Genomic DNA, 22,097 nt, shown 5'->3' with positions numbered 1-22,097 from the left:
CCTTGACGACGGCGGTGCCGGATGCCACGATTCCGGCGCCGCCATGTTTGCGTAAACATCTCAACGGACCGGCTCGGCCGACAGATCCGGCCGACGACTCCGACCCAGCATGTTTACGCAAACACCGCGTCGCGGCCGGTGGAGGAAGGGGGACAGGAGGCTCCCGGCGAGCAGGGCCCACCGTGCCCGTACTCCCCCGACACCACTGAACTCACCGGGACTCGGGACGACGAGCCGACGTCATCCGTCCCGCCCGGTATCCGTTCCGACGGCCGCTCAGCCGCGCGCAGGCCTCGCCATGCGCGGAGTCGCCATTCCTGAAAGGGCAAGTCGATGCGCACCAACCCCGCCAGAACCCGTCTGCGGGCCACCTTCGTGGCCGTCGCGATCACCGCGGCCATGGGCACCACGCTGGCCGGCAGCCCCGCCTCCGCCGCGCCGAGCACGAACACGTCCCAGTTCAAGGGCGTCAACTGGGCCGACCCGCGCGACAATTACGCCGACGACCCGGTCGTCCTGTCCGGCCTGTCGCTCACCGACAGCTACGCCCAGACGTACGCCAAGGCGACCCGGGTGATCGCGGCCTTCCGCGCCAACCTCGGCGCCAACACGGTGCGGCTGCCCATCAACCCGTACACGGTGAACGGCAGTTACTGGAAGTCGTACCGCGGAGTGATCGACGCGGCGACGGCGCAGGGGTTCAAGGTCATCGTCTCGTACTGGGAGGGGACGGGCGCCAACAAGGACGGCTTCATCGACGACCCGGCGACGTACTGGCCCATGTGGGACACCGTGGTCAAGGCCTACAAGCACAACGAGCGGGTCTACTTCGAGCCGATGAACGAGCCGCACGGCTACACCGACGCCGAGTGGGCCGACCTCGCCGCCAAGTGGCTGGACACCTACCGCACGGTGCCGCGCAACCGCGTCTTCGTCAGCGGCGCCGGCTACAACGACCACGTCACCACGGTCTGCGCCGACCCGCGCCTCAAGGGCACGTATCTCTCCCTGCACCACTACGGGTTCTGGAAGGACTACGCGACCTACGACCAGTGGGTCAGCGACCTCAAGGAACGCCTCGGCACCTGCGCGAACCGCACGGTGGCCGACGAGTTCGGCGCCCCGATGACCACGGGCCTGAACTACAACGTGCCGACGCCCGCCGACAATTCGGTGAACTTCATCCAGGCCGACACCGACACGTTCCGCAAGCTCGGCATGGGCTCGGTGTACTGGCCCGTCCTGCGCACCGACGACACGTACTCGATCCAGAAGCTCATCGGCGACGCGGCCCGCCCCTGGCTGGTCACCACGAACCAGTCCGGCGCCGACCGGCTGGCGTGGGCGTGGGGCCGCGGCAAGCCCGTGAAGTCCTGAACCACCGCTCCGATCCGATGCCCTGATCCGTGCCTCCCCCCGCAACGGGGCACGGATCAGGGCGCGTTGGGCATGGGCCGCGGCGACCGTCAGGCATCTCCCGCCCTGGCGCCGGAGACCTGCCGCATTTCCGAGATCCTGCCGTCGGTGATGGAGAAGACCGCGATCACACGGAATTCCTGCCGCCCGGTGTCTCCGTCGTCGCCCGCGGCACCTTCGCGATGCCGCCCGCGGATCAGGATGTCGTACTCGATGACGACTTCGTCCCCCGCCTCCAGGTACGTGTAGTACGGCTCCCGGATCTCCACGTCTTCATATTGCTGGGGATAGATCCCGAAGTGCTTCCGGAGCTCCTCGATACCGGCCGCCCGGACGTGACCGCAGGTGATGATGCGCGCGTCAGCCGCCCAGAACCGGTGAATGTCGTCGAGGGTGCCGGCATTTCCGGCGTCACTCAGACCGGATATCCACGTGAACATGCCGTGGAAGAAATCCCGATGGCGCACAGTCGCGTTCATTGCCCGGAATGATCCTTTCGCACCCAAAATAACCTTGGTCGCCGACCAAGACCATACCGCGCCACTTGGTCACCGCACAAGGGATCCGTTCGGAGTTGACATCTTGGTCACTGACCAAGTTCACTTGTCGTGTTGGTCAGCGAACAAGAGCATGCACTCCAGGAGGACGATCATGGCGAAGACGTGGTTCATCACCGGAGCCTCGAAGGGATTCGGCCGGGAATGGGCGGAAGCCGCGCTCGAACGGGGCGACCGGGTCGCCGCGACCAGCCGTTCCGCGGCCGCCTTCGACGACCTGGTCGAGAAGTACGGCGACGCGGTCCTGCCGCTGCGCGTCGACGTCGCCGACCGCGCGGCCGCGTTCGAAGCCGTGCAGCACGCGGTCGACACGTTCGGCGAGCTCGACGTCGTCGTCAACAACGCGGGCTACGGCCTCTTCGGCATGGTCGAGGAAGCGACCGAGCAGCAGGCCCGGGACCAGATCGAGATCAACGTGTTCGGCGCGCTCTGGGTCACCCAGGCGGTGCTCCCCCACCTCCGCGCCCGCGGCTCCGGCCACATCATCCAGGTGTCGTCCGTCGCCGGCGTCACCTCACTGCCCGGACTCGGCCTCTACCACGCCTCCAAGTTCGCCCTGGAAGGCTTCACCGCGAGCCTCGCCGCCGAGGTGAAGGACTTCGGCATCAAGGTCACCCTGGTCGAACCGGCCGGATACGCCACCGAATGGGCGGGACCCTCCGCGGTGCAGACCGAACACCTTCCGGCCTACGACGACTTCCGCGCGGCCATGAGCGGAATCTCCTCCCGGCGAGGCGACCCGAGCGCGACGCGGGCGGCGATTCTCACCGTGGTCGACGCGGAACAGCCGCCCCTGCGGATCTTCTTCGGTCAAGGCCCGCTGGAGAGGATCACCAAGGAGTACCAGGCACGGCTCGACGAGTGGCGGAACTGGGACGAGGTCTCCAAGAACGCGTTCGGCTCCTGAGGCGCGACGGCACATCGTCGATCGGAGTGCGGCGAGCGCTACGGCACCCCGACGCACCGTCAACTCGCGTTGCGCGGCCGCGGTTTGGTCGTCGGGGCCGACTGGAGGATCTGCTCGATTCCGAAGTCGAAGCGTTCGCTGTAGTCGAACGAGACGTAGTCCTCCAGCACCGAGTGGAGGCCCGGGAAATGCCGCTCGTCCACCGTTTCCCGGAGGCGGTCGTGGAAAGCGGCCGGTGTCGCCTGCTCCTCCTGGACGAGCCCGAGCGTGAAATAGAAAAGGCTCCACGACGTCCACGCGGCCGACTTGCGGGTGGGGCAGCCTTCGAAGAGGACCGTCACCACCCGCTCGGAAAAGGCCAACGTGTTCGGTTCGACGGGAAAGGTACCGGCGACCAGCAGGGCGCCGTCCCGGTGTTCGAGCATCGCCTGCCGCAACCGCCCGAGCAGTTCGGCCACTTGCTCGCGCCAGTCTCCGGGCAGGTTCTCCAGGTCGACCTCGCCCAGGATGGATTCCGCCATCAGGCCGAGCAGCCGGTCCTTGGTCCGGATGTGCCACATCACCGTGTTCATGCGGACGTTGAGCTCGGCCGCCACCGCGCGGGCGGAGAGTCTGGCGATGCCGTCCCGTTGCAGGACGACGAACGCGGCCTCGACGACACGGTCGAGTGTGATGCCGACCTTGGTCGGGGCAGCGCCTGGCGTCTTGGTCACCGATCGATGCTACCCGGGCCGGCGCGACCGCTCACAAGGTCGCGACCACCTCGATCTCGACCAGATAGCCCTCGGCGAAGAGAGTCTCCACGCCCACGCAGGTACTCGCGGGCGGCGTCTGTCCCGCTCCCCGGGAGCCGGCGATGAGCCCGATCAACTGCTCCGCGTTGTCGGTGTCGTACCCGACGAGATGGATCGTCTCCTTGATGATTTTGCCGCGGCTCGAACCGCCGGCGGCCAGGACCGCGTCGATGTTCTCGTAGGCCTTGGTGAATTGAGCCGCCAGATCGCCTCGACCGACGAGTTCCCCCTTGGTGTCCCACGCGACCTGCCCGGACGTGTAGATCAGTCCGAGCTCAGGAATGGCGAGGCCGTGGGATATCACGCCGGTGAGAGGCGGGAGTTCAGCAGGATTCAGCGCAATGGGTGACGACATCGTGAGCCTTCCCTATCTTCCCGGAATGACCGACGTGCACCCTGCGCGTTCACGCACTCCTCAGCGCGAGTCCGCCGAGTTGCGACGTGACGAGGCCGGAATGGGGTGCCGCATCGGAACAGTTGCCGCTGTCGACGCGATCAGGACGGTCGCGACGGCATCGTCCTTGTTGGTGAGGCGATGCTCCTTCGACGAATCGAAGTGCACCGAATCCCCGGTGTCGAGCTCAAGCGAAACTCCCGAAATATCGAGAGTGATCGCCCCTGCCAGCACGTGCAGCCATTCCTCGCCGACGTGCCGGGCGGTCTTGGTGTTCTTGCCGGCCGTCAATTCGAGCCGGATGACGGACATGGTTTCCCGCGGCCCGCTCAGTACGGTGTAACGGCCGTCCTGCCCGTCGCGCGTCATCGCCGCGTCGGCACGCACCAGATGGAAGTCGTCCTGATCGGGTTCCTGGACCAACTCACTGATGGATACGCCGTAGACGCGGGCGATCTGCAGCAGGGCACCGATGGACGGCTTGCGCACACCCTTCTCCAGGCGCGAGAGATGCGCCGAGGAAATGCCGGTCTGTTCGGCCAGTGTCGTCAGGGTGATGCCCCGCTCGCCCCGCATGTCCTTGAGGCGTTGGGCAACCCAGAGATCAGTGTCCTCGATCGGCATTCCCGCACACTAACATGCCCCTGAGGCAATAGACCGGGCCTGCCAGGTACATCCGACAGCCTCCGCCTACACGAGGTTGAGCAGTTCCCGCTCGAGAATGCGCGGGCTCGTCAGCAGCCCGACATGGGTGACATCGCGCAGTGCCACGACCCGGAATCCCCGTTTCTCCGCCGACACGGCGATATCGGTGAAGAGGGCCTGATCGGCGCAGTAGATGTAGGTGACCGCCTTGCCCGCCAGAGCGTCTTCGCTGCCGGGACCGAGCGGTTCCTCGTGGGTGAGGCGCGGCATCGGCGTCATCCCGCTCGACAGCCATGCCGCCGCCTCGTCGTCCGCCCCGAGCAACCCGGGGTCGAGCGCCGCCACCTCCCACTCGGCGGGCCCCGGCGACTCGGAGAACGCCTTCTCCAGCCACGGCAGCATCGTGAACGCCGACTCGCCGGTCACGGGGGCGAAGGCGTCCGCGTACACCACCTGCCCGACCCGGTCCGGGGCGAGCGCGGCCGCGCCCGTGATCACCATCCCGCCGTAGCTGTGCCCGACGAGGATCGCGTCCAACACCCCCTCGGATTCCAGGAGTTCGGCGATTTCCCGGGCGTGGACACCCAGGCCGACGTCCGGCGCGGAGAGCCCGCTCCGCTCGGCGAGGCCGGTCAGCGTGGGCGTGAGAACCGTGTGCCCGGCGCTCTCCAACAGCGGGCGCAACCGGTCCCAACACCAGCCGCCACCCCACGAACCGTGCACGAGTACGAACGTAGCCATAGCCCGCTCCTCCTGAGATCCCAGAGCCCCTCGGTCTTCCCTCAGAGTCACGGTCCAGCCCCACCCACGTCAACCTCATGGGCAAATTAAGTTGCCTCACAGGCCGGAGCGGTGAGGCGGCACGGCAACCGTCACAGCATCGCGAGCCCCGGCTCATGCAGGATCCGCGCGGTATTGGCCAGCAGCTCGGAGCCCTGCCGGCCGTCCATGAGCCGATGGTCGAAGGAGAGCGCGAGCTGAGTGACCCAGCGCGGCTCGACGCGTTCGCCTCCGTCGTCGCCCTGGACGACCCAGGGCATACGGCGGACGGCTCCGACGGCGAGGATGGCGGCCTCCCCCGGGTTGAGGATCGGCGTTCCGGTGTCCACGCCGAACACCCCCACATTGGTCAGCGTGACGGTGCCGCCGGTCATGTCCTGAGGGGAAGTGCGGCCTGCGCGGGCGGTCGCGGTGAGGTCCGCCAGCGCCTGGGCCAGGTCCAGCAACGGCATCCGGTCCGCGCCCTTGATGTTCGGCACGACGAGACCACGGTCCGTCGCCGCCGCCACCCCGAGATTGACGTAGCGCTTCAGGACGATCTCCTGCGCCGCCTCGTCCCAACTGCTGTTCGCCTCAGGGGTCTTGGCCAGCGCGATCAGGAAGGCCCGGGCGAAGAACAGCAGCGGAGTGACCCGCACATCGCGGAACTCCCTGCGCCCGGCGACGAGTTCACGAAGCCGCATGGTGGCGGTGACGTCGACGGTGATGAACTCGGTGACATGCGGTGCGGTGAAGGCGGAGGCGACCATGGCGGCGGCCGTGTGTTTGCGAACTCCCCTGATCGGTATTCGTGTTTCGGAACCCCGAGTGGTCTCGGGAGCCGGAGCCGGCAGCGTCTTTGGGACCGCGCGCCGGACGTCTTCGCGGGTGATGGTGTTCCCGGGTCCGGTGGGAGCGACGGTAGCCAGGTCGACCCCGAGATCCTTGGCGAGCTTACGGACCGGCGGTTTGGCCGCCGGCCGAACCGCGGCAGGGTCCGGGGCGTTGACCTCGACGCGGTCCGCACGTTGCGGCTGTGCGTGCGCGGGACGCCTCCTGCGCCGACCCGCGCCGGCGCCCTGCGGACCGTAACCGACCAGCAGTGCGGCCTGTTCCGCTTCCGGCTGCTGCGGCACAGCCCCGCCGTCCCGTTCTCCCGGTGCGCCGGTGTCGATCGTGATGAGCGGCCTGCCGACCGGAAGCAGGTCCCCCACCTCCGCGTGGAGGGCGCTGACCACGCCCGCGTAGGGCGAGGGAAGTTCGACGGCGGCCTTGGCCGTCTCCACCTCGACGATGATCTGGTTGACCTCGACGACGTCGCCGGGCCGTACCGACCAGGCGAGGATCTCCGCCTCCGTCAGACCCTCGCCGACGTCGGGGAGCAAGAACTGCTGCGGGCTCGTCACGACGGCGCCCCTCCTAGTAACTCAGGCTGCGGTCAAGGGCGTTGAGGATCCGGTCGACACCGGGCAGCCAGTCGGACTCCAACCGGCTGGGCGGGTAGGGGGTGTCGTATCCCGTGACCCGTACGACGGGTGCTTCGAGGAAGTGGAACTCCTCGTCCTGCAGCCGCGCGGCGACCTCCGCCCCGAACCCGTGCGAGAAGGCGGCCTCATGGGCGACGACGGCTCGCCCCGTGCGGTGCACGGACGCGCGGACGGTCGTGACGTCCCACGGAGACAGACTGCGCAGATCCACGACCTCCACACTGCGGCCCTCCTCCGCCGCGATGTCGGCCGCCTCCAGGGCGACCGGCACGGTCGGGCCGTAAGCGATCAGCGTCACGTCCGTCCCCTCGCGGCGGATGACGGCCTGCTCCAGCGGGAGGGCCGACGCCGGGGTGACCTCTCCCTTGGTCCAGTAGTGCCGCTTGGGTTCGAGGAACACCACGGGGTCGTCCTCGGCGACCGCCTGCTGGATCATGTGGAACGCGTCGTTCGGGGTGGCGCAGGTGACCACCTTCAGCCCCGCCGTGTGGGCGAAGTACGTCTCCGGTGACTCCGAGTGGTGCTCGATCGAGCCGATGCCGCCGCCGTAGGGGATGCGGATCACGACGGGCAGGGAGATGCGGCCCGCCGAGCGGTGCCGGAGCTTGGCGAGTTGGGTGATGATCTGGTTCGCCGCCGGGTAGACGAAGCCGTCGAACTGGATCTCGCAGACGGGCCGGTAGCCGCGCATCGCGAGGCCGATCGCCGCTCCGACGATGCCTGCCTCGCCCAGCGGGGTGTCGACCACTCGCAGGTCGCCGAACTCCTTGCGCAGTCCGTCCGTCACACGGAACACACCGCCGAGCCGGCCGATGTCCTCGCCCATGAGCAGGACTTGGGGATCGTCGGTCAGGGCTTGGCGCAGGCCGTCGTTGAGGGCTTTCACCATGGAGATGCTCATGTCTGCTCTCCGTCCTGCGCGCCGGTGGAGACGAACTCCCTGTGCTCGCGCAGCTGTTGGCGCAGATCGGCGGGCATCCGCGCGTAGGTGTGCTCGAAGGGCGAGGACGCGTCGGGGTCGGCCAACTCACGGCAGCCTGCGCGCAGTTGCTCGGCCAGGTCCCGCTCGCGCTGGTCGAGGTCGGTGAAGTACTCGTCGGTTACGGCACCCACCGACTGGAGATGAGCACGCAGCCGCTCCAACGGGTCCCGGGCCGTCCAGTCCTCGGTCTCCTCGGCGGCACGGTAACGCGTCGCGTCGTCGGCCGTCGTATGGGCGTTGACGCGGTAGGTGACGGCCTCGATCAGCGTCGGGCCACCGCCGGTTCGCGCCCGGTCCAGGGCCTGTCGTGTCGCGGCGAGGCAGGCCAGGACGTCGTTGCCGTCGACGCGGATGCCCGGGAAGCCGTACCCGGCGGCTCGTCGGGCCGCGGGGATCCGGCTCTGCACGCTGTAGGGGCGGAGATGGCCCACTGGTTGTTCTGGCAGAAGAAGACCACCGGCAGGTTCTGGGCGGCGGCCCAGACGAACGCCTCGTTCGTCTCGCCCTCGCTCAGCGCGCCGTCGCCGAGGAAGGCCAGCACGGCCGTGTCGCGCTCGGGATCGCCCGAACCGATGCTGCCGTCCCGGTACAGGCCCATCGCGTAGCCCACCGCGTGCAGGGTCTGCGCGCCGATGACCAGCGTGTACAGGTTGAAGTGGTGTGCGTAGGGGTCCCAACCGCCCAGTGTGGTACCCCGGAAGAGCCCGAGCAGCGACACCGGGTCGAGGCCGCGGCACCAGGCCACGCCGTGTTCACGATAGGTGGGGAAGACCATGTCCCGGTCGTTCAGCGCGTACGCCGCTCCGACCTGTGCCGCCTCCTGGCCACGAAGTGACGGCCACAGTCCCAACTCCCCTTGTCGTTGAAGAGCGATGGCCTCCGTGTCCAGACGGCGGACGAGTGCCATGTCTCGGTAGAGGGCGGGGAGGTCGACGGTCGCCAGGTCGAGCGGCAGCCGGGGGTCAGTACCCAAGCTCCCTGCGGGATCGAGGAGTTGGATGGGTGGATCCGCCAATGACGTTTCCGTCAGCGGGTCTTGTACGGCGTGTGCCATGCGGGTTCTCTTTCCGGGCGACGCTCTCGGCATGGAGAGCGGGTCAACGGGCCTTGTCGGTGCGGGGGTTCAGCGCGGAGCCATGCGCAGGGCGCCGTCGAGGCGGATGACCTCGCCGTTGAGCATCGGGTTGTCGAGGATGTGGGTGACCAGTCCGGCGTATTCGTCCGGTGAGCCGAGGCGGGACGGATGCGGTACGGCGGCGCCCAGTTGGGTCCGCGCCTTCTCCGGCAGGCCCGAGAGCAGCGGGGTGTCGAACAGCCCCGGCGCCACCGTGACGACGCGGATGGCCGAGTCGGCGAGGTCCCGGGCCGCGGACAGGGTCAGGGAGACGACCCCGCCCTTGCTCGCCGCGTACGCGGCCTGGCCGATCTGGCCGTCGTAGGCGGCGATCGACGCGGTGCAGACGATGACGCCCCGATCCCCGTTGTCCGGGGCGTTGTCGGCCATGACGGCGGCTGCGGCGGAGAGCACGTGGAAGGTGCCGAGCAGATTGATCTCGATCACGCGCCGGAAGTCCTCGGCGGGCAGCACTCCCCGCTTGCTGAGGATGCGGCCGGGCGTCGCGACTCCGGCGCAGTTGACCGCCGCGCGCACCGGCCCATGGCTCGCCGCGTGGTCGAAGGCCTGCCGGACCTGGCCCGGATCGGTCACGTCCGCCGCGACGAAATGCGCGCGCTCCCCCAACGCGGCGGCCGCGGCCTTCCCTTGGCTGTCCGGGAGGTCCAACAGCACGACGGTACGGCCCTGTCGGTGCAGCCGGTGTGCGGTCGCCCGCCCCAGCCCCGAGCCGCCTCCCGCTATGACGGCAACAGCATCGCGCGATGTCATGGTGCCCGCCTTCCTTCAAGTCGTCGGAACGTTCAAGTCGTAGAAGCCGTAGGACAGTTCAGGAGTCGGCGAGACGGCGGCTGATGACCATGCGCTGGATCTGGTTGGTGCCCTCGAAGATCTGCGTGATCTTCGCCTCGCGCATATAGCGCTCCACGGGGTGCTCGCGGACGTATCCGGCACCGCCGAGGACCTGCACGGCGTCGGTCGTCACGGCCATGGCGGTGTCCGTCGCGATGAGTTTGGCGATGCTGGCCTGGCGGCTGAACTCCTGGCCGCAGTCCTTGCGTCGGGCGGCGACCAGGTAGGTGGCGCGGGCCGCTTCGGTGCGCGCGGCCATGTCGGCGAGCAGGAAACCGACGCCCTGGTGCTCGATGATGAGACGGCCGAATGTCCGGCGCTCACGGGCGTAGTCGACCGCGTGATTCAGCGCCGCCTGCGCGATCCCGACCGCGACCGCGGCGATGCCGAGCCGACCGGCGTCGAGTGCGGACAGCGCGATCTTCAGGCCCTGGCCCGGCTCGCCGATCAGCCGGTCGCCGGGGATGCGCACATCGTCGAAGTGCATCAGCGCGGTGGTCGAACTGCGCAGCCCCATCTTCCGCTCCGGAGCACCCGCGCTCAGACCGGGCGACCGGGCGTCCACGTGGAAGCAGGAGATGCCGTCGCGCGGGTCCGGGCACGTGCGCAGAAACGCGGTGTAGAAGTCGGCTTCGCCGCCATGGGTGACCCAGGCCTTGGTGCCCCGGGCGGCCCACGCCTCGCCGTCACGTGCCGCGCCGGCCCGGATGGCACTGGGGTCGGAACCCGCGTGCTCCTCCGACAGGCAGTAGGCGCCGAGCGCCGCACCGCTCAACTGCCAGGGCAGCAGCGCCTCCCGCTGTGCCGCGGAACCGAAGACCGAGACGGGGTGGCACGACAGCGTGTGGACACTGACCCCGACGGCGACGGCGGCCCAGCGGGCGGCCAGCTCTTCGAGTACTTGCAGGTAGACGGCGTAGGGCTGGCCCCCTCCCCCGACGTCCTCGCCGAACGGAAGGGTCAGCAGCCCCGCCTCGCCCAGGACGCCGAACACCTCACGCGGGAAGCGGCCCTCCTCCTCGAACTCCGCTGCGCGCGGGGCGAGTTCCTTGTCCGCGATGTCGACCGTCAGCTCCAGTAGCTCCCGGGCCTCGCCGGAGAGCAGTTCGCGCTCAACCTTCACCGCTGGGTCCCTTCCTCACGCCCTCGAACGGCGGTCGCCGACCAGTTGCAGGCGTTGTCAGTGGACCGGCGGGACACAGGCGGTGGCAATTAAGTTGCGGGTATCTTGCATGTGATGCAAAAAAGCAGAGCCGGAGCAGGCTTGCCCGCACAAAACGTGCACCAGCAGGAGGACCACATGACCGACACGGCACTCATCGACAGCGTCGACCGCGCGATTCTGGAGCTGCTGGTCGAGGACGGCCGCCGGACGATGACGGAGATCGCGGAGCGGGTCAGCCTCTCCCCGTCGGCGGTCAAACGCCGGGTCGACCGGCTGGAGCGGGTCGGAGTCATCGCCGGCTACACGGTCACCCTCGACCACGGCAAGCTCGGCTCCAGCTTCGAGGCGTTCGTCGAGCTGCGGTTCGCCGGCGACGTCAAGGTCGAGGCGATCACGATGGCCGCCACCAGCGTCCCGGAGGCCCTGGAGGTCTTCACCGTCGCGGGCGACCCCGACGCCCTGGTCCGCGTCCGGGTGACCAACGTGCAGCACCTGAGAGACGTCATCGACCGGCTCCGGCGCACGGGTGCCGTGATCGGCACGAAGACGCTGATGGTGCTGGGCGCCTGGCGGAGGGGTGACTGACGGCCGGATCGCCACTACCCATGAGGCAACATTTCTTGCCTGCCAGGTTGACATAGAACGGGAGATGGTTGCAGCCTGAAAGAAATTCGCCGCGCACCGGAAAGGACGTACCGATGTCCATCACCACCGGCAGCAACGACATCGACTTCGAGAACACCGAGGAACTGGACATTCCCCGCCTGGCCGAGAGCCGCGAGACCATCGAGGCCGAACGAGCCCACCGCAAGCGGCAGTTGGCGGCGGCGTTCCGGATCTTCGCCCGCTACGGCTTCGACGAGGGCATCGCCGGACACATCACCGCGCGGGACCCGGAGTTCCCCGACAGGTTCTGGGTCAACCCGTACGCGGTGCACTTCTCCAGGATCCGCGTCAGCGACCTGCTCCTCATCGACGAGGAGGGCCGGGTCGTCGAGGGCGAACGCCGGACCAACAAGGCGGCCTTCTGGATCCACTCCTCCATCCACCAGGCCCGCCCGGACGTCGTGGCGGTCGCGCACGCCCACACCATCCACGGCAGGGCCTTCGCCTCACTGGACAAGCTCCTGGACCCGATCGTGCAGGAGTCCTGCGCCTTCTACGACGACCACGTGCTGTTCGACGAGTACAAGGGCCTGGTGCTGGAGCGGACCGAGGGCGAGCGGATCGCCGTCCGCCTCGGCGACCGGCGGGCCGCCATCCTCCGCCACCACGGCCTGCTGACGGTCGGACGCTCCGTCGAAGAGGCCGCGTGGTGGTTCATCACCATGGACCGCGCCTGCCAGATGCAACTCCTCGCCGACGCCGCGGGCAAGCCGCGCGTGATGACCGAGGAGGAAGTCACCCTGGCCCACCGGCAGTTCAGCAACGCCAACATGGCCCGCCACAACTTCAACCTCCTGGCCGACCTCCTGGTGGAGGAAGAACCCGACGTCCTGGGCTGAGCCCCGCCGCGCGGACAACCACGCGTCGACGGCTACACATCGGGCGCGTAGTGCTTGCCGTCACCCCGGCGTTCCACCGGCGGCAGATTCCGCCGCGGCGTCTCGACCGGTCCTACGACGAGACCGCGCGCCCGGCGCCAACCGGCCCTGGCCCGTGGGTGGTAGCGCCGCTCGAACGGCACCAGGTGCCAGCCGAGCGCGACGGCACGGCCCACCAGCCACAGCGCGACCGCGCTCCGACGGGACCAGCGGTAGCCCAGCTTGGCGCGCACCGCAGGCGGATACATCCCGACCGTGAGCCACACGAAGGGCTGGGTCAACGGGCCCCGTATCACCCGCCACACCACCTCCGGCAGCCACTTCAGAAAAGGCGGCTTGCCTATGCGGCGGATGTCCAGCACGGCGCGCGCCGCCCAGTTGTCCTCCAGGGTGTCGGCGCACATCCGCTCGAAGTAAGCGGTGAATCCTGCCCAGTTGGCCGGAGCGGGCCGGTCACTGACCCCGTAGAGCCGGTACCACTGAAGGCTCTCGGCGTAGAACTCCTCCTTCTGTTCCTCCGTCAGCGGCCGGCCGAAGTACTGGCACACCAGCACCGGGACCATGATGAAGGTCGCGTGCGCCCAGAAGAAGGTGTCCGGGTCGAGGGCGTGATAGCGCCGCCCCTGGCTGTCGACTCCCTTGATGCCGACGTGATAGTCGCGGACCTCGCGGGCGGTACGGGCCGCGTCCGGGCCGTCGTAGATCACTCCGGCAATGGGGTAGAGCGAGCGGAGGAGCCGTTCCCAGCGCTCCTCGAAGAACTGTGAGTGTTCCTCGACTCCGGCGCCGAGGGCGGGATGCATGTTCTGCATCGACCCGGCCCACAGGCCGATCAACATGCCGCGCCAGTCGCTGAAGTACCGCCAGACCAGAGACGACGGCCCGAGCGGCTCGGGGGTCGACGGGTCGCCGGGTGTGGTCACGGGCCGCTCCTGAATGCCGAGTTGAGGTTCTTACAGGGCCCACCAGCAGTACAGCCGCCGGTTCTCCGCCGCGGCTCTCCGGGCCAGGCCGGACAACCGATGGAGCAGTTCCGACGTCTTGGTGGGCGTGAATCCCAGTTCTTCGACAGCCGCGAACGGCACTGCCGCCAGGTCCAGTCGCTCATCGGACGCCGTGGCCAGGGCGTCCCGGAGGGTGTCGGAGACGCTGATGACGAAGGCCGCTTCGGCCTCGGGGTCCGAGAGCAGTTGCCCGGAGCGGGGGCGGGCACGCGCCTCGTCGTAGGTGCAGTCGGTGAGGATGCCTTCGAGCCGCGCCAGCACGACCACCGGGTCCACGCCCTTGAGCGGCAGCACGTCGAACACCGACGCGTCGGGCCCGCCCGGTCCGTCGAGGACACCGACGGCAGCCTCGTCACTCGCGGCCGAGAAGTACTCGCACATCACCATGCCGTAAAGCGTGCCCTATGCGGCCGTCCGACGGCGACTGCCGTACGGTGACCGCTCACGGCGGGGGAACGAAAGGGTGGGAATGGGAATTTACGGGGGCGAGCCGGTGCGAACACTGCCGGACATCCTGCGGGACCACGCGACTCGGATCGGCGCGAAGACCGCGTACCGGGACGACCGACGTGCCGTCACCTACGGGGAGTTGGAGCAGAGCACCGGCCGGGTGGCAGGGCATCTGGTCCGGCTCGGGGTACGACGTGGGGACCGGGTCGCGATCCATCTGGGCAACCGGGTGGAGCTGGTGGAGACCTGGCTCGGGGTGCTGCGCGCCGGTGCGATCGGCGTGCTGCTCAACCCCGCCGCCTCGGAAGAGGAGTTGGCGTACTTCCTCGACGACTGCGGCGCCGTGGCGGTGGTGAGCGAGGGGCCGCTCGCCCAACTCGCTCCCGTACAGCGGCTGATCGTCGTCGGACAGGACGACCCGACCGAGGACGCGATCGCCTTCGAGAGCCTTGCCGGTGCGGAGCCGGGTACGGCACCCCGTGACGACCTCGATCTCGACGAACCGGCCTGGATCCACTACACCTCCGGCACCACCGGACAGAGCAAAGGCGTTGTCTCCACGCAGCGTTCGGCGCTGTGGTCGGTGACGGCGGCCTATGTACCGGCGTTCGGACTGGAGCAACAGGACCGGCTGCTCTGGCCGTTGCCGATGTTCCACGCTCTCGGCCACTCCGTATGCCTGTTGGGCGTCCTCTCGGTCGGTGCGACCGCGCGCGTCCTCGCGCCGGGCGCGAACCTCGCCGAGGCGTTGGCGGCCGAGCCGTTCACGATCCTGGGCGGGGTGCCCGCCACCTACCGCCTGCTGCTGGAGTCGCTCCGCGAGACCGCACGTCCGGTGCCGCCGTCGCTGCGGGTGTGCGTCAGCGGAGGCGCGCCCTGCTCCCCCGAGCTGCGGGCCGAGGTCGAACTGACCCTGGCCGCACCCCTGTTGGACGGCTACGGCTCCACGGAGACCTGCGGGAAGATCGCGATCGAGCGTCTCGACGGCCGCCGTGACGACCCTTCGCGGGGTTTCCCGCTGCTGGTGCTGGACGTGAGGATCACCGATCCGTCCACCGGTGCCGAGGTCGGCGAAGGTGACGAGGGCGAGATCTGGGTGCGCGGTCCCGGGCTGATGACCGGCTACCACAACCGCCCGGACGCGACCGCCGAAGCGTTGACCGACGGCTGGTACCGCACCGGGGACCTGGGTCGGCGCGACGCGAACGGTCATCTCCATGTCACCGGCCGCGTCAAGGAGTTGATCATCCGGGGCGGTGTGAACATCAACCCCGCCGAAGTGGAGCGGGTGCTGCTGGCCCGTCCCGACATCGCCGACGCCGCTGTGGTCGGCCGACGGCACGACGTGCTGGGCGAGGTGCCGGTGGCGTTCGTCGTGCCCGGCCCGGACGGGTTCGACACGGCGCTGGCCCTCGCCGCCTGCCGGGAGCGGCTGTCCGGGTTCAAGGTGCCGGACGAGATCTACCCGACCGCGTCCCTCCCCCGTACCGCCCCCGGCAAGATCGCCCGGGCCGTGCTCGCCGAGCAACTGCCGGAGCGCCTCGCGGCGGAACGTACGACCGCGTCGGCCGCGCTGCGCGAGCGGCTCGCGGCCGCGTCCGACGCCGTACTCGACCTGGTTCTCGAAGTGACGGCCCGGACTCTCGACGTACCCATGCGGGAGCTGGACCCCGAAGTGCCGTTCAGCGAACAGGGGTTGACCTCGCTCGGCGCCGTCCTGCTGCGCGACCGCTTGGGCACGGCGACCGGCCTCGCGCTGCCCGCGACGCTGGTGTTCGACCACCCCACGCCCGCCGCCGTGGCGACCCTGGTGCGCGACGCGTTGCACGGCGACAGCTCCGCGCACGCGCCCGGAGACGGCCATGACGCCGACCCCGGTGAACCGATCGCCATCGTGGCCATGGCCTGCCGCTACCCGGGCGGAGTCGAATCGCCGGAGGACCTATGGCAGTTGGTCGCCGACGGCACCGACGCGACCTCCGACTTCCCCGCCGACCGCGGCTGGAACGTGGCCGACCTCTACGATCCCGACCCCGACCACCTCGGCAAGTCCGTCACGCGCCGGGGCGGATTCGTGGACCGCGCGGCCGACTTCGACGCGGCCTTCTTCACCATGTCACCCCGCGAGGCCCTCGCCACCGACCCCCAGCAGCGACTCCTTCTGGAAACAGGCTGGGAGTTGCTGGAGCGGGCGGGCATGGACCCCGCCGGTCTGCGCGACAGCGACACCGGCGTCTTCGTCGGCGTCATGCACGCCACCTACGCGAGCCGTCTACTGCACCGCGGCGGACACGAGTTGGAGGCGCACCTCGCCCTCGGTTCGGCGGGCAGCGTGGCCTCCGGCCGTATCGCCTACACGCTGGGACTGCGCGGTCCCGCCGTGACGGTGGACACCGCGTGCTCGTCGTCGCTGGTCGCGATGCATGCGGCGGTACGGTCCCTGCGCGACGGGGAGTGCTCGCTCGCCGTGGCCGGCGGGGTCACGGTGATGGCCTCGCCCGGCCCGTTCATCGCGTTCAGCAGACTGCGCGGGCTGGCCCCGGACGGCCGCTGCAAGCCCTTCTCGGCGGCGGCCGACGGCACCGCCTGGGGCGAGGGCGTCGGCCTGGTCCTGCTGGAACGGCTCTCCGACGCACGGCGCAACGGCCATCCCGTACTGGCCGTGCTGCGCGGCTCGGCCGTCAACTCCGACGGCGCGTCCAACGGCCTCACCGCGCCCAACGGCCCTGCCCAGCAAAGGGTGATCCGCTCGGCGCTGGCCGACGCGGGGCTGACCCCGGCCGACATCGACACCGTGGAGGCCCACGGCACGGGCACCGCGCTCGGCGACCCGATCGAGGCCCACGCACTCCTCGCGACCTACGGCCAGCACCGCACCGCCCAACGCCCGCTGTGGCTGGGCTCGTTGAAGTCCAACCTCGGCCACACCCAGGCAGCGGCCGGTGTCGGCGGCGTCATCAAGACCGTGCTCGCCATGCACCACGACCGGCTCCCCCGCACCCTCCACGCCGATGAACCGTCCCCGCACGTGGACTGGTCGTCGGGCACCGTGCGACTCCTGTCCCAGGACGAGGAGTGGCTCCCCGAGCCCGGCCGTCCGCGACGCGCGGCGGTGTCGGCGTTCGGCATCGGCGGGACCAACGCGCACGTGATCCTGGAGGAGCCCGAGGCAGCCGTAGTCGACGAACCGCCCCTTCGCCGCCCGGTGACACCCCCGCTGCTGCTCTCCGCCGCGAGCCCGACAGCCCTGCGCGAACAGGCCGCACGCACTGCCACCTTCCTGCGCGAGAACCCTGAACTCCCCCTGCCGGACGTGGCGTTCACCTACGCCACCACCCGAGCCGCACTCCCCACCGAGCCACCGCCCCGACCGACGACCGCACGGCGACACTGACCGCCCTCGACAACCTGACGGCGTCCACCCCGCCGCACACCACCAGCCCCTCCGCCCGCCTGGCCCTGCTCTTCACCGGCCAGGGAGCCCAACGGACAGGTATGGGAAGGGAGTTGTATGCAACCTTCCCGGAGTTCGCGACCGCCTTCGACTCCTTGAGCGCGCGCTTCGACACCCACCTAGAGCGTCCGCTGCGCTCAGTCCTCTGGGACGCCGACGCGGACGCGTTGCTGAACCGCACTGACTTCGCCCAGGCGGCGCTGTTCACCTTCGAGGTGTCCGTCTTCCGGTTGCTCGAATCCTGGGGCGTGCGGCCGGAGTTCCTGGCCGGACACTCGGTCGGCGAGCTGGCGGCGGCCCACTGCGCGGGCGTGCTGTCCGAGGCGGACGCCGTCGAACTGGTCGCTGCGCGCGGCAGGTTGATGCGGGAACTGCCGGTGGGCGGTGCCATGGTGGCACTCGACGCCACCGAGGCGGAGGTGACGTCCGAACTGACCGACGGGGTCGCGATCGCGGCCGTGAACGGCCCCCGCGCGGTCGTCGTCTCCGGCGCGGAGGAGCCGGTCCTCGCGCTCGCGGAGCGGTTCGCCGCACGCGGCCGTCGTACCGTCCGGCTACGGGTCAGCCACGCCTTCCACTCCCCTCTCATGGAGCCGATGCTCGCCGAATTCGGGCGAGTCGCAGGAGAGTTGACGTACCAGGCCCCCACCGTCCCGGTGTTGTCGGGCCTGACCGGCCTTCCGGCCACCGGGGACGAGTTGCGGTCGGCCGAGTACTGGGTGCGGCATGCCCGTGAAGCCGTGCGGTTCGGGGACGCCGTGCACTGGCTGGCGCACGAGGGGCGGGTGACCGCGTTCGCCGAGATCGGGCCGGACGCTCACCTCACGGCCCAGGCCGCGGCGAGCCTGGCCGGCACGGGCAAGGAACTCCTCCTCACACCGGCGGCCCGCCGGGACAGCCCCGAGTCGCGGACGGTGTTCGACGCGCTCGGCCAACTCCACGTCCACGGCGTGCGGTTGGACTGGCGCCGGGTGTACGCGGACAGCGGCGCGCGACGGGCCGACGGCCTGCCGACCTATCCCTTCCAGCGACAGCGCTACTGGTTGCCCGACACCGGTACGGACGCGACCGCCGGTACCGGGCACCCGCTGCTCACCCAGACGGTCACAGTGCCGGGTACCGAACGCCTGCTGTGCACAGGCCGGTTGTCCGGCGCGGCCCAGCCGTGGCTGCGCGATCACGTCATGGGCGGGCACACCCTCGTGCCCGGCGCCGCGTTCGCCGACCTCGTGCTGCACGCGGGCGACCTGTGCGGCCTCGCCGTACTGGAGGAACTCGCCCTGCTCAACCCGTTGTTCCTGCCCGAGGACGACGAAGCGGGCATCCAACTCCAGGTGGTCCTGGGCGAACCGGACGACTCGGGGCGCCGCAGCGCGGACGTGTACGCGCGGCCCGAGGAATCCGGTGCGCTGGGCACTTGGACCCAGCACGCGACGGGTCGGCTCGGCCCAGGTGTCCTGGCCGACGGGGTCTCACTCACCGCGTGGCCGCCGGCCGGAGCCACGCGGGTCGATCTCTCCGGCGCCTACGATCGGGTGGCCGAGGCCGGGCTGGCGTACGGTCCGGCGTTCCAAGGCGTCACGGCGTTGTGGCGGCGGGACGACGAACTGTTCGCCGAGGTCGGCCCGTTGCCGGTCGCCGACGCCCGGCACCACATGCTCCACCCGACCTTGTTGGACGCCGCCCTGCATCCGGGACTGCTCGCCCAGCCCCCGACCGGAGCACCCCGACTGCCGTTCGCCTGGCGGGGGTTGACCCTGCACGCCACGGGCGCGACGGCCCTGCGCGTCCGTATGACGGCGACCGGCCCGGACTCGATCACCCTCGACCTCGCCACTCCGACGGGCGCACCCGTGGCCCGGCTGGAGTCGATGACGACCCGCCCCGCACCGGAGCTGGCTCACGCCCCAGCCGGAGAGCTGTACCGGCTGCGCTGGACGAGCGTGCCAGCTGCCGGCGAAGCACCCGCCGTAGCGATGTCGGAGACGGACGACCTGAACCTGGCCGCGTTCCTCGCCTCCGCCGACGACGAGTCGTCCTGGTCCGAGGAGACGCCGGAGTTGGTCGTGGCCTCCTTGTCAGCTCCTGGCGGCGCCAGCGCGGACCCGGCCGCCGCAGCGCACGAACTGACCGCACGCGCAATGCAGTTGCTGCAAACACATCTCGCCGGTCCCGGGCGGCTCGCCGTGGTCACGCGAGGTGCCGCGGAGGCCTCCCCCGACCTGCCCGCCGCCACGGTCTGGGGCCTGCTGCGGACCGCGCAGTCGGAGTACCCCGGGCGTCTCACCCTCGTGGACGTCGACGGTCGCCCCGAGTCCCTGCGACAGGTGCCCGCAGCCCTCGCCACCGGCGAACCCCAAATCGCCGTCCGTGAGGGCACGTTGAGTGTCCCCCGACTGGCGGTCTCACCTGGTTCGGCAACCGACGGCTCGCTCGGCGACGGCACTGTCCTCATCACCGGTGGCACCGGGTCGCTGGGAGCGATGCTGGCACGGCACCTTGTCGACCAGCACGGAGTGCGGAGGCTCGTACTCCTCAGTCGGCGTGGTGGACAGGCCCCGGGCGCAGGGGAGTTGCGGGACGAACTTCAGCGGTCGGGCGCGCAGGTGGACCTCGTGGCCTGCGACATCGCCGAGCGGGACCAACTCGCCGCCGTGGTCGACAGGTTCGGGCCCGACCTGACCGCCGTAGTGCACACGGCCGGGGTCCTGGACGACGGTGTGCTGGCTTCGATGACACCCGAGCGGTTGACGGCCGTACTGCGGCCGAAGGCCTACGCGGCTTGGCAGTTGCACGAGTTGACGAAGGGGCTGCCGCTGGCGCGGTTCGTGCTGTTCTCGTCGGCGGCCGGGCTGCTGGGCAATCCCGGGCAGGCCAACTACGCGGCGGCGAACTCCTTCCTGGACGCGCTCGCCCGCCATCGCGCTGAACTGGGCCTGCCCGCACTGTCGTTGGTCTGGGGCGCCTGGGCGGACGAGGAGGGCATGGCGGCCCGCAGCGGCCGGGTTCACGGCGGTCCGGTGCGCGCGGTCTCCCCCGAGCAGGCGTTCGCGCTCTTCGACGCCGCGCTCGGCAGCGGCGAACCGGTCCTCGCGCCACTGCCGTTGGACCGTTCGCCGAATGCCCTCCCGGCCGGAACCGTCGTTCCGCCGCCCCTGCGCGGGCTGTTGCGTGTGAACCGGCGGTCTGCCTCTGCCGCCGTCCCGGTGGACGATGCCGCCGGGTCCTGGCGGGACCGGCTCGCGGCGCTGCCGGTGCCCGAGCGACTGCCCGCGCTGGAGGGGCTGATCCGGACCGAGGTGGCCGGTGTGCTTGGTCACACGGACGCCGACGCGGTCGACCGGGACTTCTCGGAACTGGGCCTCGACTCCTTGATGCGGGTCATGCTCTGCAACCGGTTGAGCCTGCTGACCGGAACGCCTCTCGCGGTCACCGTGGCCTACGACTGGCCGGACACGGAGCAGCTCGCCGAGCACCTGTACGGCGAGCTGCGCGGCGGCCTGTCCGGCGCGGTCTCCCCCGCGACCGTCCCGGCGCCGGTGGGGCCGGGTCAGCGTGGGCGCGGTGCCGGGCGGTCACTGCCCTCCCTGTACCGGAAGGTCTGCGAGACCGGTGATGTCGTATCGGCCATGCATCTCCTGGTGACCGCGTCCATCGGCGCGCCCTCCTTCGGGCCCGAGGAGGCGGCCCGGTACGCGCTGCCGCCTCTGCGGCTGGCCGCCGGTACCCGAGGGCCGGCCCTCGTCTGTGTTCCCGGCTTCGCCAGCAACCTGGGGCGCCCCTGGTACGCGGGGCTCGCCCCCTGTTTCGAGGGCGAGCAGGACGTCTTCGAGGTGCTGCACCCCGGGATCGACGACGGAGACGCGGTGGCACGGGACCTGGAGTCGCTGACGGGGGCGCACGCCACGGCCGTACGGCATCAACTCGGCGACCGGCGTTACGTGTTGGTCGGTCATTCCATGGGCGGTACGGCCGCCCACGCGCTCGCCGCCCGGCTGGCGGACCTCGGTGCTCCCCCGGCCGGGCTCGTGCTGATCGACTCGTACCACGTCACCCGGGACCGGGAGGCCGAGCCTTGGCTGCTGTCCCTGCCCGCGCGGATTCCGCTGATGGTCGGCGAGAGGTTCGACACGATGGTGGACGATCTGACGCTGCTGTCGCTGGGTGCGTACACCCGTATGTTCCGGGGGTGGCGGCCCGAGCCGATCGAGGTTCCCACCCTGTTGGTACGAGCGTCCGAGCCGCTGGCGGACATGCCGCGGGAGTGGCGTTCGTCCTGGCCAGGTGTAGGGGACACGGTGGACACCGCCGGCACGCATCTCAGCGTGCTGGAGGAGGACGCCGCGACGACGGCCAAGGTCGTGCGCGACTGGATCGGCGCGCTGGCGTAGTCCGGCACGAAACCCAATATCTACGTCGGCGACATGAGAAATGAAATTAACGTCCGCACACGGCCGATCGCGCCGTGCTACTATTGATCTCAGTTGCAGTTGTGGTTGCCAAACCCTTCAGATGCCCGCACCGCCCTCCGGGACGGTGGAGCATTTTTTTGTGTGTCCGGTTTTTTTCCGGC

Annotated in this window: 17 protein-coding genes and 1 pseudogene; 6 read left to right on the top strand and 12 right to left on the bottom strand. The window is 69.9% G+C overall.

Features of this window, described 5'->3' with window-relative positions:
* The first annotated feature begins 333 nt into the window (after window positions 1-333).
* On the top strand, window positions 334-1,377 hold the full coding sequence (locus R2B38_RS41945) for a glycoside hydrolase family 5 protein (RefSeq protein ID WP_318021043.1): 1,044 nt from the start codon (window positions 334-336) through the stop codon (window positions 1,375-1,377).
* An 89-nt stretch (window positions 1,378-1,466) separates the two neighbouring features.
* Here R2B38_RS41945 and R2B38_RS41940 read toward each other — a convergent pair whose 3' ends face one another.
* Window positions 1,467-1,895, bottom strand: coding sequence for a nuclear transport factor 2 family protein (locus R2B38_RS41940; protein ID WP_318021042.1), 429 nt, complete (start codon window positions 1,893-1,895; stop codon window positions 1,467-1,469).
* Window positions 1,896-2,067: 172 nt separating this feature from the next.
* Between R2B38_RS41940 and R2B38_RS41935 the strand changes: the two genes are divergently transcribed.
* Window positions 2,068-2,880, top strand: a complete 813-nt coding sequence (locus R2B38_RS41935; protein WP_318021041.1) for an SDR family NAD(P)-dependent oxidoreductase — start codon at window positions 2,068-2,070, stop codon at window positions 2,878-2,880.
* A gap of 59 nt (window positions 2,881-2,939) precedes the next feature.
* On the opposite strand, the gene R2B38_RS41930 is transcribed toward R2B38_RS41935, so the two are convergent.
* From R2B38_RS41930 to R2B38_RS41890, 9 genes and pseudogenes are all read right to left on the bottom strand, one after another.
* On the bottom strand, window positions 2,940-3,593 hold the full coding sequence (locus R2B38_RS41930; protein WP_318021040.1) for a TetR/AcrR family transcriptional regulator C-terminal domain-containing protein: 654 nt from the start codon (window positions 3,591-3,593) through the stop codon (window positions 2,940-2,942).
* A gap of 31 nt (window positions 3,594-3,624) precedes the next feature.
* Window positions 3,625-4,029, bottom strand: a complete 405-nt coding sequence (locus R2B38_RS41925; protein WP_318021039.1) for a RidA family protein — start codon at window positions 4,027-4,029, stop codon at window positions 3,625-3,627.
* 60 nt (window positions 4,030-4,089) lie between these two features.
* A complete protein-coding gene (locus R2B38_RS41920; RefSeq protein ID WP_318021038.1) occupies window positions 4,090-4,692 on the bottom strand; it encodes a helix-turn-helix domain-containing protein in 603 nt (200 codons plus the stop codon).
* Window positions 4,693-4,758: 66 nt separating this feature from the next.
* Window positions 4,759-5,454: an alpha/beta hydrolase family protein gene (locus R2B38_RS41915; protein WP_318021037.1), complete on the bottom strand. Its 696-nt coding sequence runs from the start codon at window positions 5,452-5,454 to the stop codon at window positions 4,759-4,761.
* 131 nt (window positions 5,455-5,585) lie between these two features.
* Window positions 5,586-6,878: a dihydrolipoamide acetyltransferase family protein gene (locus R2B38_RS41910; RefSeq protein ID WP_318021036.1), complete on the bottom strand. Its 1,293-nt coding sequence runs from the start codon at window positions 6,876-6,878 to the stop codon at window positions 5,586-5,588.
* A 13-nt stretch (window positions 6,879-6,891) separates the two neighbouring features.
* A complete protein-coding gene (locus R2B38_RS41905) occupies window positions 6,892-7,860 on the bottom strand; it encodes an alpha-ketoacid dehydrogenase subunit beta (RefSeq protein ID WP_318021034.1) in 969 nt (322 codons plus the stop codon).
* A pseudogene (locus R2B38_RS41900) lies at window positions 7,857-8,995 on the bottom strand (thiamine pyrophosphate-dependent dehydrogenase E1 component subunit alpha). The gene R2B38_RS41905 and the pseudogene R2B38_RS41900 overlap by 4 nt, the downstream one beginning before the upstream one ends.
* Window positions 8,996-9,064: 69 nt before the next feature.
* Window positions 9,065-9,826: an SDR family NAD(P)-dependent oxidoreductase gene (locus R2B38_RS41895; protein WP_318021033.1), complete on the bottom strand. Its 762-nt coding sequence runs from the start codon at window positions 9,824-9,826 to the stop codon at window positions 9,065-9,067.
* Window positions 9,827-9,884: 58 nt separating this feature from the next.
* Window positions 9,885-11,030, bottom strand: a complete 1,146-nt coding sequence (locus R2B38_RS41890; protein WP_318021032.1) for an acyl-CoA dehydrogenase family protein — start codon at window positions 11,028-11,030, stop codon at window positions 9,885-9,887.
* Between the two features lie 177 nt (window positions 11,031-11,207).
* Here R2B38_RS41890 and R2B38_RS41885 point away from each other — a divergent pair, with 177 nt between their 5' ends.
* Together R2B38_RS41885 and R2B38_RS41880 are read left to right on the top strand one after the other, a co-directional pair.
* Window positions 11,208-11,657, top strand: a complete 450-nt coding sequence (locus R2B38_RS41885; RefSeq protein WP_033279694.1) for an Lrp/AsnC family transcriptional regulator — start codon at window positions 11,208-11,210, stop codon at window positions 11,655-11,657.
* 113 nt (window positions 11,658-11,770) lie between these two features.
* Window positions 11,771-12,577, top strand: a complete 807-nt coding sequence (locus tag R2B38_RS41880; RefSeq protein WP_318021031.1) for a class II aldolase/adducin family protein — start codon at window positions 11,771-11,773, stop codon at window positions 12,575-12,577.
* Window positions 12,578-12,609: 32 nt separating this feature from the next.
* Here R2B38_RS41880 and R2B38_RS41875 read toward each other — a convergent pair whose 3' ends face one another.
* On the bottom strand, window positions 12,610-13,539 hold the full coding sequence (locus R2B38_RS41875) for an oxygenase MpaB family protein (RefSeq protein ID WP_318021030.1): 930 nt from the start codon (window positions 13,537-13,539) through the stop codon (window positions 12,610-12,612).
* A 30-nt stretch (window positions 13,540-13,569) separates the two neighbouring features.
* A complete protein-coding gene (locus R2B38_RS41870; RefSeq protein ID WP_318021029.1) occupies window positions 13,570-14,007 on the bottom strand; it encodes a hypothetical protein in 438 nt (145 codons plus the stop codon).
* A gap of 106 nt (window positions 14,008-14,113) precedes the next feature.
* On the opposite strand from R2B38_RS41870, the gene R2B38_RS41865 reads away from it, so the two are divergent.
* Complete coding sequence (locus R2B38_RS41865; protein ID WP_318021028.1) at window positions 14,114-17,464, top strand: beta-ketoacyl synthase N-terminal-like domain-containing protein; 3,351 nt, start codon at window positions 14,114-14,116, stop codon at window positions 17,462-17,464.
* 101 nt (window positions 17,465-17,565) lie between these two features.
* Complete coding sequence (locus tag R2B38_RS41860; protein ID WP_318021027.1) at window positions 17,566-21,915, top strand: type I polyketide synthase; 4,350 nt, start codon at window positions 17,566-17,568, stop codon at window positions 21,913-21,915.
* The last annotated feature ends 182 nt before the right edge of the window (window positions 21,916-22,097 follow it).

Origin of the sequence: Streptomyces sp. N50 (assembly GCF_033335955.1) — a bacterium.
Classification (GTDB): Bacteria; Actinomycetota; Actinomycetes; order Streptomycetales; family Streptomycetaceae; genus Streptomyces.
The sequence above is the reverse complement of the archived record's forward strand: the minus strand, read 5'-3'. Positions and strand labels throughout refer to the sequence as shown.